The organism is Aeromicrobium sp. UC242_57 (assembly GCF_044452305.1).
Taxonomy (GTDB): Bacteria; Actinomycetota; Actinomycetes; order Propionibacteriales; family Nocardioidaceae; genus Aeromicrobium.
Genome location: NZ_JBIOAM010000005.1, coordinates 359,332 through 373,346, shown reverse-complemented (window position 1 = coordinate 373,346; position 14,015 = coordinate 359,332). Strand labels below are relative to the sequence as shown.

The 14,015-nt window shown below is 68.5% G+C and carries 16 protein-coding genes and 3 pseudogenes; 11 read left to right on the top strand and 8 right to left on the bottom strand.

The genetic code is table 11. The annotated features are described in order from the left end of the window. Positions 1–4: 4 nt before the first annotated feature. Together ACHMWU_RS23750 and ACHMWU_RS23745 are read left to right on the top strand one after the other, a co-directional pair. Positions 5–604 (top strand): annotated as a pseudogene (locus ACHMWU_RS23750) (GDP-mannose 4,6-dehydratase); the annotation flags it as partial. 316 nt (positions 605–920) lie between these two features. Continuing rightward, positions 921–1,664 (top strand): alpha/beta hydrolase, encoded by a 744-nt coding sequence (locus ACHMWU_RS23745; RefSeq protein WP_396047735.1) that lies wholly within the window; start codon positions 921–923, stop codon positions 1,662–1,664. Here the strand turns inward: ACHMWU_RS23745 and ACHMWU_RS23740 are convergent. Genes ACHMWU_RS23740 through ACHMWU_RS23730 form a run of 3 tightly spaced genes read right to left on the bottom strand, consistent with a single transcriptional unit; the run spans position 1,659 to position 3,919 of the window. Continuing rightward, the gene (locus ACHMWU_RS23740; RefSeq protein ID WP_396047733.1) at positions 1,659–2,945 is read right to left on the bottom strand and encodes a glycosyltransferase family 4 protein; all 1,287 of its coding nucleotides are present in this window, start codon (positions 2,943–2,945) and stop codon (positions 1,659–1,661) included. The two genes, ACHMWU_RS23745 and ACHMWU_RS23740, sit on opposite strands and share 6 nt — an antisense overlap. A 9-nt stretch (positions 2,946–2,954) precedes the next feature. Next, a complete protein-coding gene (locus tag ACHMWU_RS23735) occupies positions 2,955–3,155 on the bottom strand; it encodes a hypothetical protein (RefSeq protein ID WP_396047731.1) in 201 nt (66 codons plus the stop codon). Continuing rightward, positions 3,152–3,919 (bottom strand): NAD-dependent epimerase/dehydratase family protein, encoded by a 768-nt coding sequence (locus ACHMWU_RS23730; protein WP_396047729.1) that lies wholly within the window; start codon positions 3,917–3,919, stop codon positions 3,152–3,154. Before ACHMWU_RS23730 ends, ACHMWU_RS23735 begins: the two co-directional genes overlap by 4 nt. Positions 3,920–4,076: 157 nt before the next feature. Here ACHMWU_RS23730 and ACHMWU_RS23725 point away from each other — a divergent pair, with 157 nt between their 5' ends. The 5 genes from ACHMWU_RS23725 (at position 4,077) to ACHMWU_RS23705 (ending at position 7,687) form a co-directional block, all read left to right on the top strand. Continuing rightward, complete coding sequence (locus tag ACHMWU_RS23725; protein ID WP_396047727.1) at positions 4,077–4,754, top strand: acyltransferase family protein; 678 nt, start codon at positions 4,077–4,079, stop codon at positions 4,752–4,754. Continuing rightward, entirely contained in the window at positions 4,751–5,083 is a 333-nt protein-coding gene (locus tag ACHMWU_RS23720; protein ID WP_396047725.1) for a hypothetical protein, read from the top strand. Before ACHMWU_RS23725 ends, ACHMWU_RS23720 begins: the two co-directional genes overlap by 4 nt. 3 nt (positions 5,084–5,086) lie before the next feature. Continuing rightward, positions 5,087–5,215: a hypothetical protein gene (locus ACHMWU_RS23715; protein WP_396047723.1), complete on the top strand. Its 129-nt coding sequence runs from the start codon at positions 5,087–5,089 to the stop codon at positions 5,213–5,215. Positions 5,216–5,359: 144 nt separating this feature from the next. Further along, on the top strand, positions 5,360–5,962 hold the full coding sequence (locus tag ACHMWU_RS23710; protein ID WP_396047721.1) for an FkbM family methyltransferase: 603 nt from the start codon (positions 5,360–5,362) through the stop codon (positions 5,960–5,962). An 18-nt stretch (positions 5,963–5,980) separates the two neighbouring features. Next, positions 5,981–7,687, top strand: a complete 1,707-nt coding sequence (locus ACHMWU_RS23705) for a methyltransferase domain-containing protein (RefSeq protein WP_396047719.1) — start codon at positions 5,981–5,983, stop codon at positions 7,685–7,687. A 181-nt stretch (positions 7,688–7,868) separates the two neighbouring features. Here the strand turns inward: ACHMWU_RS23705 and ACHMWU_RS23700 are convergent, their stop codons facing one another. The 5 genes and pseudogenes from ACHMWU_RS23700 to ACHMWU_RS23680 all read right to left on the bottom strand — a co-directional run. Further along, a complete protein-coding gene (locus tag ACHMWU_RS23700; protein WP_396047717.1) occupies positions 7,869–8,273 on the bottom strand; it encodes a hypothetical protein in 405 nt (134 codons plus the stop codon). Further along, a complete protein-coding gene (locus ACHMWU_RS23695; protein ID WP_396047715.1) occupies positions 8,264–8,977 on the bottom strand; it encodes a lipopolysaccharide biosynthesis protein in 714 nt (237 codons plus the stop codon). Before ACHMWU_RS23695 ends, ACHMWU_RS23700 begins: the two co-directional genes overlap by 10 nt. A 4-nt stretch (positions 8,978–8,981) precedes the next feature. Continuing rightward, positions 8,982–9,572, bottom strand: a complete 591-nt coding sequence (locus ACHMWU_RS23690) for a tyrosine-protein kinase family protein (protein WP_396047713.1) — start codon at positions 9,570–9,572, stop codon at positions 8,982–8,984. Further along, entirely contained in the window at positions 9,569–10,141 is a 573-nt protein-coding gene (locus ACHMWU_RS23685) for a hypothetical protein (protein WP_396049305.1), read from the bottom strand. Before ACHMWU_RS23685 ends, ACHMWU_RS23690 begins: the two co-directional genes overlap by 4 nt. Positions 10,142–10,229: 88 nt before the next feature. Further along, positions 10,230–10,415 (bottom strand): annotated as a pseudogene (locus ACHMWU_RS23680) (Wzz/FepE/Etk N-terminal domain-containing protein); the annotation flags it as partial. A gap of 692 nt (positions 10,416–11,107) precedes the next feature. On the opposite strand from ACHMWU_RS23680, the gene ACHMWU_RS23675 reads away from it, so the two are divergent. From ACHMWU_RS23675 to ACHMWU_RS23660, 4 genes and pseudogenes are all read left to right on the top strand, one after another. Further along, the gene (locus ACHMWU_RS23675; protein ID WP_396047711.1) at positions 11,108–11,878 is read left to right on the top strand and encodes an O-antigen ligase family protein; all 771 of its coding nucleotides are present in this window, start codon (positions 11,108–11,110) and stop codon (positions 11,876–11,878) included. Next, positions 11,875–12,684 (top strand): FkbM family methyltransferase, encoded by an 810-nt coding sequence (locus ACHMWU_RS23670; RefSeq protein ID WP_396047709.1) that lies wholly within the window; start codon positions 11,875–11,877, stop codon positions 12,682–12,684. Before ACHMWU_RS23675 ends, ACHMWU_RS23670 begins: the two co-directional genes overlap by 4 nt. Before the next feature lie 163 nt (positions 12,685–12,847). After that, a complete protein-coding gene (locus tag ACHMWU_RS23665; protein ID WP_396047707.1) occupies positions 12,848–13,384 on the top strand; it encodes a DUF222 domain-containing protein in 537 nt (178 codons plus the stop codon). After that, positions 13,303–14,013, top strand: a pseudogene (locus ACHMWU_RS23660) (DUF222 domain-containing protein); the annotation flags it as partial. The gene ACHMWU_RS23665 and the pseudogene ACHMWU_RS23660, both read left to right, overlap by 82 nt. Positions 14,014–14,015: the final 2 nt, after the last annotated feature.

Below are 14,015 nucleotides of genomic sequence, written 5' to 3'. Positions count from 1 at the left end.
CGTCATGGCGGTCAACGGCGACGCGGTCGACGCGATGCTGGAGGCGATGCTGCGCTACCGGGACGCGACCGGTGCAGCACCACGGTTCTTCCAGGCCTCGAGCTCGGAGGTCTTCGGTCCGGGTCGGGTCGAGGCACATGACGAGTCGTCGCCGCACGATCCGCGCAACCCGTACGGCAGGTCGAAGAGTCGAGCGCATCGCTCCACCCAGCGAGCACGGGACGTCGAGGGGCTGCACGCGAGCGTCGGCATCCTGTTCAACCACGAGAGCCCGTTGCGGGGTGCGGGCTACGTGACGGGCAAGATCACCCGCGCGGCGGCCGAGATCGCGGCAGGGGTGCGTCCTCACGTGCGACTGGGCAACCTCGACGTCTCCCGCGACTGGGGCTGGGCCGATGACTACGTCGCGGCGATGGTCGCGATGGTGAGCCACGACCAGCCCGCCGACTACGTCCTGGCGACGGGGCAGCGGCACACCTTGGCGGATCTTCTCGAACGGGCATTCTCCGACGCGGGCCTCGACGACCCGTGGTCGTACGTCGTGCACGACCCCGAGCTGGTCCGGCCGGTCGACGGACCTGGTCCGATCGGCGACCCGGGGCGGGCCGAGCGAGACCTGGGCTGGCGGCACACCGTCGACTTCGACGAGATGGTCCGGCACATGGTCGCCGCCGACATCGTGCGGGTGCGTACCGGCATCGAAGAGAGCTCCGCGTACCTGCCGCCGAGCTTGTGTCGTCGCGCAGGGCAGGTGAGTCGTGCTGGATCTACGGCCCCCGTCGGTGCGCTACTGGGCGCTGGGCGTCGGTGCGGCAGTCGTCGCGTGCGCGATCTTGCTCGCCTACCTGCTGGGACCGTGGCGCGATGCGTACCTGGAGCAGAAGCGGGCGCAGCGTCCCGTCTCGCCGATGAGCCAGTTCGTGCCCGAGGGCGTCACGGGTCGTCAGAACCTCGCCTACGGCGACGACGACCGCGAGACGTTGGACGTGTGGTTCCCGGCCGATCTGGCCGCGACCGAGGCGCTGCCCGTCATCGTGTGGGTGCACGGTGGCGGGTGGATCGGCGGCAGCAAGGACGACATCGCGCCGTACGCCCAGATCTTGGCGAGCAGGGGGTTCACGACGATCGGCGTCAACTACTCGCTGGCCCCGGGGGAGCGGTATCCGCGCCAGGTGCAGCAAGCTAACACGGCGCTGGACTTCGTGACCCGTCGTGCCGGCGAGCTGCATGTCGACCCCGCACGCATCCTGTTGGCCGGCGACTCCGGCGGAGCGCACATCGCGGCCCAGCTCGCCGCCGGGATCACCGATCCGGCGACGGCTGACGAGCTGGAGCTCGTCCCGGCGGTGCAGCCGCAGCAGGTCGCCGGCCTGCTCCTGGCGTGCGGCGCCTTCGACCTTCGAGCGCTCGTCGACGATGTGGGCGGTGTGGTCGAGCAGTACGTCGATGCCTATCTCGGCACGACCCTGCTCGACTCGCTGCTCGGGAAGGCATCGGTCAATCGGGGGGTGACCGATGCCTTCCCAGCGACGTGGTTGACGGGGGGAAACGCCGATCCGCTGACGCCGCAGGTCAAGGCGTTCGCGGCGACGCTGCAGGACAAGGGCGTCGACGTCGAGACCCTCTTCTGGCCAGCGAAGCACTCACCGCCGCTGGGGTCATGAGTTCCAGTTCGATCTCGGCCTGACGGAGTCCCAGCAGGTGCTGGACGAGATGACGGCGTTCGCCCGCGCCGTCACCGCTCCGGGGCGGTGAGGATCGCCTCGAACGTGCGGGTGACCTGGTCGACGTCGAACTTCCGTTCGGCGGTGGACCGGGTCCGTGCGCCGATGTCGGCGACCCGGCCTGCGTCCTCGGCCAGCTCCGACGAGCCAGGCCGTCGCCGACTTGGCACCGACCTCGGTGGGGTCGACGACGATCCCACCACTGTCGAGGATGTCGAGCGCGGCGGGGTTGTCGTCGGGCATCAGGCCGAGGATCGGGCGTCCAGCTGCCATGTACGACAGCACCTTGCTGGGGATCGAGAACTTCGTGGCGTCGGGCTCGAGCAGCGCCACGAGGACGTCGGCAGAGCCGAGCACGTCCGGGAGGTTGTCGGCCGGCTGGAACGGCAGCACTCGCAGCGGCAGGCTCGGATCCTGGCGAGCGATCTCGGCGAGCGCATCGGCGGCCTCGCCCTCGGAGATGACCGCCATCGATGCTTCGACGCCGTTGTCGAGGGCGTGCCGCAGCAACGAGACCAGCAGATCGGGATTGTGCTTGCGCCCGATCGTCCCGGCGTAGACGAGCCGCAGCGCCTCCTCGTCCTCGAACAGGTGGGCCGAGCGCCGGTTGGTCCGGCCGACGGGGAACACCTTGTCGAGCGGCGCCCAGTTGGGCACGACCGAGACCCGTTCCGGCGTGACCCTCCAGCCCGGGTACACCGCGCGGAAGGCTTCGCCGATCGCGACGACATGGCTGGCCTTGCGCGCGCAGTACGCCTCCATCCGGCAGAACGCGCCCGCGCCGATCGCCGCCATGGGCCGCGGCAGCTTGCGGCGCAGCTCGTCGGCCAGGCCGTAGCTGTAGATGTCCTGGTGCCAGAAGACGTACGGCAGCCGGGTGCGCCGGGCGAACATCGCGAACATGAACATCGACAGCAGAGGCAGGTTGCAGGCGATCACGGCATCGGGTCGCTGCGCCCGCACATGCCGGATCCAGGCTCGGCCGTAGGCGATCTCGAACCTGAGCCTGGCCAGCGGGGCGTACTTCTGGAACGGCAGGCTCAGCACGATGCCGTGGAAGCTGAACGTCGGGCTGTCGTCGGGCTGACGATCCAGGTGCCCCTTGCCAGAGACGTACTGCTCGGCGAAGACGTGCTCGACGTCGTGACCGCGGCCGGCCAGTCGCCGCGACAGCTCGACCTGGAACGGGTGACCGGAGAAGTCGTGCAGCTGGATCTTCATGACCGGGTCCTAGCCGCGGGCTGCGAGCTGGTCGTAGATCCAGGAGTACGTCCGTTCGAGACCTGTGCGCAGCGAGATCGACGGTTCCCAGCCGTAGATGCTGCGGAAGAGCTCGTTGTCGCTGTTGCGGCCACGGACGCCCTGAGGTGCTGACAGGTCGTGGTTCTTGGTGACCGTGATGCCGGCGATGTCTTCGAGGATCGCGATCATCTGGTTGATCGTGACGGCTCGGCCGATCCGAGGTTGACGGGCTCGACGTTGTCGCCGGCCAGGATCTCCTGGGTGCCGCGCACGCAGTCGTCGATGTACATGAAGCTGCGGCTCTGCTCGCCGTCGCCCCACACCTCGATCGTGTGGTCTCCGCTCAGCTTGGCCAGGGCGATCTTGCGTGACAGTGCTGCCGGGGCCTTCTCGCGTCCGCCCTCGAACGTGCCGTCGGGGCCGTAGACGTTGTGGTAGCGAGCGACGCGGGTCTGCAGGCCGAAGTCCTCGCGGAAGTGTCGCGCCATCCGTTCGCTGAACAGCTTCTCCCAGCCGTAGCCGTCTTCAGGATCGGCGGGGTAGGCGTCGGACTCCTTGAGTGCCGTCACGTCGGGGTTGGTCTGCTTGTCTCCGGCGTAGACGCACGCCGAGCTGCTGTAGAAGAGTCGCTCGGTTCCGGCGTCGCGGGCGGCGACCAACATGTGGGTGCTCTGGAGCACCGAGAGCATGCACTCGGCCTTGTTGTTCTCGATGAAGCCCATGCCGCCCATGTCGGCGGCGAGGTTGTAGATCGCATGCGTGCCCACGGCGATCTTCTGGGCGTCGCCCAGGTCGGCGCAGTCGGCTTCGAGGTTCTCCGCGTCCGCGTGCACCTGGTACCACTGGTTCTGCGGCTTGACGTCGACTGCTCGGACCTCCCGACCCTGGGCCAGAAGATCCTTCACGAGGTGTCCGCCGATGAAGCCTCCGGCTCCGGTCACCAGAACGGTCATGCTGCTCTCCATCTCGCTGTCGGCCCCCGGTCGGCGGGCTCGTTCTGCATCCCCAACGAGCATTAGGGCATTAGGTCCCGAACTTTTCGGGACGGAAGGCCCGCGAGATGCGTAACCACGGTGGAAGTCGCGTCGTTGAACCGCCGTGGTGCCGAAGATGCCGACCTTGCCGTGGATGGACTCCATCCGCGCGCTGGCCTGTGCCGCCGTCATCGTGTGGCACGGCTTCTTGACGATCGTGCCGGTCGCGCCGACGAGCGGTCAGCAGCTCGTCAGCCTGCCTCTCGGCGCGGCGGCCAGGGAGGCAGTCGTGGTCTTCGTGCTGCTGTCGGGCTACCTGCTGGGACGGCACTGGCGCGGCGGCTTCTCGCGCGACGACCTGGGCGCGACGTTCCGCACCTACATGCTGCGCCGCACCTGGCGCATGGTGCCGGCCTACTGGGCCGCCTTGGCGCTGGCGGTGCTGCTGATGCTGGTCTTCGGGCTCGACCAGGCGCAAGGCACCCACTGGGACACCGGCCTGCCGCTGACGGGATGGCGGGTCGCGACCGACTTCCTGATGATCAGCGACGTGCTGGGCCACGTGCCGGTCAGCCACCAGCTTCTGGACCGTCCCGATCGAGTACCACCTCTACCTCATCGCGCCGCTCGTGATCCTGATCCGGCGCCGCACCCTGGTGCTGCTGATCGGGGCCGCGCTGACCGTCCTGGTCACGTTCGCGCTGCCGTACTTCCATGCGCCGTTCTTCATCTTCGCCTTCATCTGCGCGTTCTGGGTCGGTGCGAGGCGACAGGGGGCTGCGCGGCGCACGACTGGTCGACACGGCACGCATGATGGCTCCCGTGGTCGCGGTGAGCCTGCTGCTGGCCGTCGTCGTGATCGTCTTCGCCCCGCTGCCGCAGAGCCCCGGCCGCTACTTCGTGCTTGACGCCGTGGTGAGCCCGCTGTTCCTGGCCTGGATCTTCCACGCCGACGTCACGGGCAGCCAGTCGTTCCTGATCCGGATCCTGAGCTGGCGGTGGCTGCGCTGGCTCGGACAGCGCTCGTACTCGCACTACCTGGTGCACGCCGTGGTGCTCGAGATGCTCTGGCGGTTCGCCGTCCGGCCGCTCGATCTTTCCGGCGACACCGCCAACATCTGGGCCATGGTCGTCGTGGGCTGATCCGTGACCCTCGCCGCCGCCATGGCGTTCTACCGGGCGGTCGAGCTTGCCGACCGCCATCAGGTCGAGCCGTGTGGGCTCGTCCGCACACGGCCTGTACGCACCGATCGAGTGACCACGGAGGCCACGTGAACGACCAGGGACTCAAGAACCGCCTCCGCGAGGGCGCCAAGCTCGGCGTCCGCAGAGGTCTGCAACGCGCCGACCTGTCGATCGGGGCGCGATCCGTACGTCCGGCGACTAGTCCGGACCCTCGACAGCGCCGGCATCGACACGGTGCTCGACATCGGCGCGAACGTCGGCCAGTTCGGGCGGATGGTCCGCACCGCAGGATTCGGCGGCAGGATCATCTCGGTCGAGCCGCTTGCCACGGCCTACCGTCAGCTGTCACGGCGGGCCGCTGCTGATCCGCAGTGGCAGTGCATCAGCTCGGCGGTCGGCGCCGCGCCGGGTGCGACCCAGATCAACGTCTCGGCCAACTCCTACTCGTCGTCGTTGCTGACCATGACCCGCCAGCACCTGGCGGCAGATCCCGAGTCGCACGTCATCGGCACCCAGGACGTCGACGTCGTGACCGTCGCCGACCTGGTCGCCGCCCACGAGGTGGAACCGGCACGAACACTGCTCAAGATCGACACCCAGGGCTATGAGCAGCAGGTCATTGACGGTGCGGGAGCTCTCGTCGACGAGTTCGCTGCCATCCAGCTCGAGCTGTCGTTCGTCGAGCTGTACGAGGGTCAGCGACTGTACGGCGACCTCGTCGAGCAGATGGCGGGCCACGGGCTGACGATGTGGAGCATCGAGACCGGCATCTCCGACGACGCCGGACGGCTCCTGCAGTGCGACGGACTGTTCCTGAGGAGCAACCATGGGCGTTGAAGCTTCACGCCGGATCCGGTGTTGCGCCGGCTGTACCCCGAGGCCGCAGTCGGAGGGTTCTCCCGGCTCGACGGCCAGATCGAGTTCTACACGCGGATCAACGCGCTGGTCGACGAGAAGAGTCGGGTGCTCGACTTCGGCGCCGGACGTGGACACTGGGCCGTCGACCCGATGCCGGAGATGTCACGTCGGCTGCGGATGCTGCGGGGCCGGGTGGCGGAGGTCGTTGGCACCGACGTCGATCCGGCGGTCCTGACCAATCCGGCGCTCGACACCGCCCAGGTCGTGCCCCTGGGGGACAGGCTGCCGTTCGCGGACGACTCGTTCGACCTGGTGATCGCCGATCACGTGCTGGAGCACGTCAACGCAGATGATGCGCAGGACGTGGCCGACGACGTGCTGCGAGTGCTGCGGCCAGGCGGCTGGCTCGCGGCCAGGACGCCCAACAAGTGGGGCATGATCGGCATCGGAGCCCGGGCCGTCCCCAACCGCCTGCACGTGCGGATGCTGCGGCGGCTGCAGCCGGACCGCAAGGCAGAGGATGTCTTCCCGACCCGCTACACGATGAACACCCGCCGTGACCTGGGGCGGCTTTTCTCGGAGCACGCTGCACGTCTACGGCCACACGAGCGAGCCGACGTACTTCGGTCGGTCGCCGCTCGCCTGGCGACTGGCGGCAGGACTCGGCCGGCTCACCCCGCCACGGCTCGCACCGACGCTCATGATCTTCGTGCAGAAGCGGCCGTGAAGATCCTGGTCGAGGCGATGTGCGCCGAGTTCGGCGGCATCCGCACCTACGTGGAGCACCTGCTGGCGAGATGGTCCGAGGTGTACCCGGACGACGCTGCACGTGATCGTGCCAGTCGGCTCGTCGCTGCCCACCGCGGGGCACGTGCGGCACGAGGTCGCGGTGCCCCGACCGTCGACCCTCGGCCGTCCCTGGGCGCAGACCCGCTCGCTGCGTCGGCTGACCCATCGGCTGCGACCCGATGCTGTGCTCGCGACCCTGCCCTCCACGACCGTCCTGCATCCAGGACGTCCCCTGGCGGTCGTGCTCTACGACCTGCGGCACGAGCCGAGGCCCGAGCAGTTCAGCCGCAAGCGTCGGCTGCTGCGCCGGGTCTCGTACTCGCGCGGGTACCGACTGGCCGACGGCATCGTCTCGATCTCGCAGCGCAGTCTCGACGACCTCCACGCGGTCACCCGTCGACCTGTGCGATCCCGTCAGCTGTCGCCCATCTCGGCGCCGATCACGTCGAGCAGTGGCCCGCGCCGAGCGCGGTGGGGCCGTGCGTGACGTTCGCGCACCACACCAACAAGAATGTCGGCCTGCTCGTCGGGGGTTGGTCAGAGCTCGTCCGGCGCGGCCACGACGTCCCGCCCCTGCTGATGCTCGGGGTGCCCGGCGCGCAGCGCGACGAGCTGGTCGCGCAGCTGGCGGCACACGGTCTGTCCGATCACGTGCAGCTGGCGCCATTCCTGCCAGAGGAACGCTTCCAGCAGGTCATGGCAGAGGCGGAGATGATCGTGTTTCCCCACCGACTTCGAAGGCTTCGGACTGCCGGTCGTCGAAGGGATGCTCCTGGGATCACCCGTCGTGATCGGGCCCGAGCGGGCGACCAACGAGGTCGCCGGCGGGCACGCCACCGTCATGGCGGACTGGTCGGCGACCGCCTTGGCCGACGCCGTCGCGACCGCCAGCGGCCGGACGTCGGTCCAGCGTGACGAGGCCCGCGCGCATGCGGCCGAGTTCACCTGGGCGCGGACGGTTCGGCAGACGAGAGCGCTGCTGGAGCAGCTCGCGGCCGCAGGATCATCACGAGGCTCGTGACGGTCGCGACGAGGCCAGCGAGCAGCATGACGAAGCACGAGCCCTCGACCCCCCACGCGCGGCTCAGCGGGAAGATCAGGACGACGAAGACCCCGAACCCGGCGAGCCGGCCCACGTCGCCGACAGAGGACGTCCCATCCCCTGCAGCATGCCGGCCGTGAGGCGTCGCAGGCCGAGAAACAGCCCAGCCGTCACGAGGATGCGGGTCGCAGGGACCGCTGCGGCAGCCTCCGAGCCAAAGGCCGGCTCGAGCCCCGGATCGATCACGAGCTGGATCGCTGCGACGACGGCCAGCCCGATCCCGCTGCCGATCACGAGCCACCGTCGGCAGTGCGCTCGCTGGGCTGCAGGATCGGCGATCGACGCGACGGTCGGGGCGCAGACGCTCGTGAGCGCCAGCATCACCAGCACCGGGCCGGTCTCGAAGGCCAGTGCCACGACGTACAGCCCCAGCTCGGTGTGCGACAGGATCAGGCCCACCGCGGCTGGTCGATTCCGAGGTTGTCGATCGGTGCCGCTGCGGTGACGAAGGCTCGCCGCGCGTACGAGCGCAGCGTCGTCAGGGCGGGGACGTACGGGGACGCCGGGGGACCGCCTCGGCGCACGAGCCAGACACCGATGACCGCGACCGCGAACCAGCTGACGAAGAACAGCACCAGGATGCCGATGATCGAGGCGTGGCCGATCATCGCGACGACGATGATCGCTGCGGTGTCGCTGAGCCCCGGGACGGCCTGCAGCACCGCGAGCTCGTTGAAGCGCTGCGCGCCGGTCAGGCAGGCCAGCGCGAGCACCGCCACCATGATCGAGGCGATGCCGGTCATGGCGAGCAACGCCTCGGCGAGCGGCTCGGTCAGATCGGTCGCGAGCCGGGAGGCGGCCAGGATCCCGACCGCCCCGAGCAGCGCGATCAGTGCGGTCTTCCTCAGGTAGCGGCTGAGGTAGGCGTCCAGCAGCGCGCGCGGCTCGGCGTCGCCGCGGGCGATGAAGTACGCGAAGGCCTGGGGCAGACCCCACGGTCCGACCTGGCTGATCAGCAGCACCGTCGCGACGATCAGCGCGACCTCACCACGATCCTCGACCCCCAGAAGCCTGACCGTGAGCGGCCCGGTGACGACCAAGCCGGCCTGGGTGATCAGCGACGAGGCAAGAACCCGCGTCGCCGGGTGCCGGAGGCTCGGCACGAGGCTACGACTTGACGCGCTTGGCGGTGCGGTCGGACGGCTGGTAGGTGCTGTAGCCGTACTGGTCGTAGTCGCCCTGCCCCTTGGTGGGTGCCCGGTTGAGGATCACGCCGAGGACGTTTCCGCCGACGTCGCGCAGGCCCTTGACGGTGTCGGCCAGCGGACCCTTGCGGGTGTGGCGGTGGCGGCTGACGACGATGGATCCGTCGACCAGCGAGGTCAGCTGGCGGGCATCGGCGAACATTCCGGCCGGGGGACTGTCGAGGATCACGATGTCGAAGTCGTTGGCGAGCTCGTCGAGCACCTCGGCCAAGGCGTCGGTCGACAGCACGTCCGCAGGATTGGGCGGCAGCGGGCCCGACGACAGCAGCATGAAGTTGTCGTCGTTGACCGGCTGGAGGGCCTCCTCGATGCTCGCCCGGCGCAGCAGCACCGACGTGACGCCGACCGAACGTTCGAGGCCGAGCCGTTCGGCGAGCATCGGACGCCGCAGGTCGAGGTCGACCAGCGCGACCCGCAGACCTGTCGCGGCGTAGACGGCAGCGAGGTTGGCGCACACGAACGACTTGCCCTCACCAGGTCCGGTCGAGGTCACCAGGAAGCTTGCGGGGCTGGCGGTCGAGCGAGGCGAACTGCAGGTTGACCCGGAGCTGGCGGAACGCCTCGGCGGCCGGGGTGTTCTCGTTGAACGAGATCAGGGTGCTGGGTGCTTCGCCGTTGCGGCCGCGCTTCTTGACCGACCGGGTCGGGATCGGGCCGAGTGTCGCGAGGTCGATGTCCTCGAGGTCGCCGACCGTCTTGACGGTGTCGTCGAGCAGGTCGCGCAGGGCAGCCAGGGCGATGCCCAGCAGGAAGCCGGCGAACAGCGCGGCGATGATGTTGAGGCCGATCTTCGGCGACGTCGGAGAGGTCGGCAGGGTCGGGGGTCTCCATCGTGCTGACCGTGATGGGCGATGACTCGCCGTCGGCGACGTCGACCTCGGCGACGACCCGGTTGTAGTTGCTGATGATGGAGTTGGCGATCGCGCTGGCGCGTTCGGCCGACTCGTCGGTCACGACGATCGTGACCAGGACGGTCCCGAACTCGACGGAGGTCTTGACCTGGCTGGAGATCTCGGCCGGTGAGACATTCAGGTTGAGGTCTTGGATGACGGCTTCGGCCATCTTCTCCGAGGAGGCGATCGCCGCGTAAGCTCAGCACCTTCTGCTGGGCGTAGATGCCGGCGCCCAGAGCACTGCTGATGTCTTGGTTCTGGCCGGAATTGGAGACGAAGACGCGCGCACGGGACTCATAGGTCGGGGTGATCAGGAGCGTGATCACGGTGGCCAGCACGACCAGGACGGCCATCGTGACAGCGATCACCCGCCAGCGCCCGGCGATACGGCGGACGTAATCGGTCAGCGTCACGAGCGGTGTCCTCCTCAACGGCCAGAACATATCGGGCCTGCGGGACAAAAGTATGTCACTGAGCGGGACTTAAGGCCTAGGATAGGCGTGCAGTTGGCCCTTCTTTTTTGCCCGCTGTGCGCTCAGCACAGTGCAGCCCGTCCGCAAGCACCGTCTCAGGAGCGTCGTGTCCCTTGCCATGGTGAGTCGGCTGGACCCGGATGCTCGGCTGCGTTGCGCTGCCCTGGGTGTCAGCGCCTGCGCGTTCATCGCGCTGACCTTCCGGCTCTCGGCGTCCTTGGCACTCCTGATCAGCGCGGTCCTGGCTCTGGTCGCCCTCGTGATCGGCCTGCACAGCAACCGGCTCATCACTGCGCTGGTGCCGTTCGCGATCGTCGCTGTGCTGCTGCCGCTCAACGGCCTCCGACCGACGACCGGGGTGTCGATCGGCGACATCGCGCTCGTCCTGGCGGGTGTTGCGACGCTGCCGTTCGCGCGCCGCGCCACACCACCGGGCACCGTCATGGTCGTCCTGCTGGGCACGTTCCTGGTGACGGCCGGGGGGCTGCTCGGCATGACGGCCTCGCAGGACTGGGCCGGGACGGGGCAGATGCTCAAGTTCATCGCCGGTGCCCCCATGGTCATCATCATCGTGACGTTCATGAACCCGCGGCAGAAGGTCGCGATCATGCTGCTGCTGTTCTACGCGCTGGGCGGGTTCATCAGCTTCCGTCGCGGCGCTGATGGGGCGCAACGACCCCGCGCTGCAGCGGGCGTCGGGCTTCGGGGCCCACCTGGGGCACCTAGGACTCGCCGCGATGTTCGGCGCCTTCGTGTTCCTGGGCTGGTTCCTCTCGACGTCCAGCTACCTCGTCCGGATCGTCTCGGCCGTCATGGGTGCCGTGTGCGTCTACGGGATGCTGCTGACCGGTATGCGCTCGGCGGTGCTGGGCGTCGTGCTGGGCGTCATCTTCATCGCCTGCTGCGCCCGGCTCAAGGGCATCGCGCTCGCGATCGGCGGGGGCATCCTGGGCTTCGCGCTGCTGTTCGCGTTGATGCCGTACCTGCCGGCCAGCGAGAACCTGCTGCGCATCGTCGGCCGCGGCGAGCGCCAAGGTCTGCTGAGCGCCAGCAACGACGCCCATGTGCAGGTGTTCTGGGATTCGCTGCACGTCATCGGCACCCATCCGTGGACTGGCGTCGGATTCGGCGAAGCCTTGGCGGCGCACAACCTGGTGCTGCAGACCCTCAACCTCGGCGGGCTGATCGCGCTGGTGGGACTACTCGTCATCTGGGTGACGTTCTTCCTGGTCGCCTTCGACCGGTTCCGGGTCGGGATGACCAAGGCCAACGCGATGCAGACCTGCCTTCTGGCGGCCGTGATCGGCTACTTCGTGATCGCCCAGTTCGAACCGTTGATCTGGGACCGCCATCTGTGGTTCTTCATCACCCTCACGTTCTTTCGCCCAGCGACCAGATCGGGTCACGGGGCCGGCCGAAGGAGCCGAGCATGAGCCAGCGCCCGCGCACGTCTGAGAACCTCGCGCAGCGAGTCGTCCGCCGCATCGGCTGGGCGGTACGCGATGCCTGGCCCGACCGGGCTGTGCGTCGCCACGTGCAGGGGGTCGACCTGTGGCTCCCGTGGTCGCACCGACTGCCTGACTACGCTCGACTTGCACCGTCGTACGGTCAGAACCTGGTCGATCTCGCGGCGCTGCTCGCCGTCGACGGCATACCGCTGACGGTCGTCGACGTCGGCGCCAACGTCGGCGACTCGACCCTGCAGATCCTGAACGCCGTGCCGTCACGGGTGCTGTGCGTCGAGGCCGACGGGTTCTTCCTCGACTACCTGCGGCGCAACGTCGGGGACGATCCGCGGGTCACGATCGAGGCGTCACTGCTCGAGCCCGACTCCGGTGCCGAGGCCGTGCAGATGGCGCCGGTGCGCGTCGGCGGGACGACCCGGTTCGAGCCGGGCACCTCGACCGAGACCGCACCGACCGTCTCGACCGTCGAGCTGCGCCGACGTCATCCCGAGCTCGACCGGCTGCGGCTCGTGAAGTCCGACACCGACGGCTATGACGTCACGCTCGTGCCTGCCCTGGCGCGCACCTGGTCGGACTCCCGGCCGGTGCTGTTCTTCGAGTACGACCACGTCCTGTCGCGGCTTGCGGGCAACCACCCGTTGGTCGTCTGGGACGAGCCTGGCCGCCCTGGGGTACAGCGAGGTCGCGGTGTGGGACTACAGCGGTCAGCCGCTGGGACGGCTGGCCTTGGACGACGTGGCGATCGCGGCGACGGTGCTGGACAGCCGGCCTGATGACGACTCCCACATCTACTGGGACGTCGCCGTCGCCCACCAGGACGACGCAGTGGCACTTGCTGCGTTGCGCCAGCTCGTCCCTGGCACCCTGATCTGACCCCTGTGGACAAAGTCGTTGCACCGGAAATCGGGTGTCGGTGGCTGTTTCTAGGTTGGAGGTATGGCCACAGTCCTCGACCCCGCAGACGCGCTCCTCGAGCAGATCGCGTCGCTGGAGGTCGCGCGTGCTCAGGCCGAAGCCGCCGTGGCGGCCAGGATGTTGCAGTTTCAAGACCTGCGCCGCCGCGAGGCCGAAGCCATCGCTGATCCCGAACGACGCCGGTTGACCGCGGCCTATGCCGCTGACGAGCTGTCCCAGGTGCTGCTGCAAGCGCCCCGCAGCGTGCAGTGCCGCCTGGCCGACGCCCGCCGGGTCCGCAACCGGTTGCCGTTGACGTGGGAGGCCTTCACCGCCGGCAAGATCGACGGGTACCGCGTCCGGCTGATCGCCTCAGCTCTCGACAAGCTTCGTGACAACCACTCGGTCATCGAGCCGACCACCGCGTCGGCTCCTATGCCTCGACCCACACCCCGGCCCAGGTCAAGGGCTGGCTCAATCGGTTCGTCGCCCGGGTCGAGCCCGAGGCCGCCCAGGCCCGTGCCAAGGCCGAGCACGCCAAGCGCGCCGTGTGGGTCAAGCACCAAGACGACGGCATGAGCTATCTGACCGCCTACATCAAGACCACCGACGCAGCGCGGATCGATGCGATGCTCACCGCGATGGCCAAGAACAAGAAGGCGCGCGGGCGCACCCTCGACCAGATGCGGGCTGACATGTTCGTCGAGCGCTTCTTCTCCGCTGGTACTGGTTCCGCTGGTACTGGTTCCACCGGCACAGGCTCCCGCGGCGACAGCACGATCAGCCGCCGAGCGGTCATCGGTGTGGTCGTCCCGGTTACCTCACTGGCCGGTCTGACGAATGAGCCCGGTGAAGCTGTGGACGGGTCGTACGCCCTGCCAGCCGACATGGTCCGCGACCTCGCCGACGAGCCCGGCACGATCTTCTACCGTATCCTGAAGAATCCTCTCGGCAAGATCCTCGACATCACTGAGATCGGTTACCGGCCCTCCACCAAGCTGCGCCGAGCCGTCGAGCTGCGTGACCGCACCTGCCAGTTCGCCACGTGCACCCGACCAGCCACCGACTGCGACCTCGACCACCGCATCCCCTGGCCGCACGGACCCACCGCCGCTGAGAATCTCCACACCTTGTGCCGCCGACATCACCAGATGAAGACCCACCTCGGCAGCATCAACCTCGGCAATCCTGAAGACGACGCTGCCTGACG

Coding starts and splice junctions, on each gene's coding strand:
- ACHMWU_RS23735 (WP_396047731.1), bottom strand. CDS start 3,155: ATGATCGCGATCCTCGAAGACATCGCCGGCATCACGGTCACCAAGAAC.
- ACHMWU_RS23740 (WP_396047733.1), bottom strand. CDS start 2,945: ATGAAGATCCAGCTGCACGACTTCTCCGGTCACCCGTTCCAGGTCGAG.
- ACHMWU_RS23730 (WP_396047729.1), bottom strand. CDS start 3,919: ATGACCGTTCTGGTGACCGGAGCCGGAGGCTTCATCGGCGGACACCTC.
- ACHMWU_RS23670 (WP_396047709.1), top strand. CDS start 11,875: ATGAGCCAGCGCCCGCGCACGTCTGAGAACCTCGCGCAGCGAGTCGTC.
- ACHMWU_RS23725 (WP_396047727.1), top strand. CDS start 4,077: ATGCCGACCTTGCCGTGGATGGACTCCATCCGCGCGCTGGCCTGTGCC.
- ACHMWU_RS23685 (WP_396049305.1), bottom strand. CDS start 10,141: ATGGCCGAAGCCGTCATCCAAGACCTCAACCTGAATGTCTCACCGGCC.
- ACHMWU_RS23675 (WP_396047711.1), top strand. CDS start 11,108: ATGGGGCGCAACGACCCCGCGCTGCAGCGGGCGTCGGGCTTCGGGGCC.
- ACHMWU_RS23665 (WP_396047707.1), top strand. CDS start 12,848: ATGGCCACAGTCCTCGACCCCGCAGACGCGCTCCTCGAGCAGATCGCG.
- ACHMWU_RS23720 (WP_396047725.1), top strand. CDS start 4,751: ATGATGGCTCCCGTGGTCGCGGTGAGCCTGCTGCTGGCCGTCGTCGTG.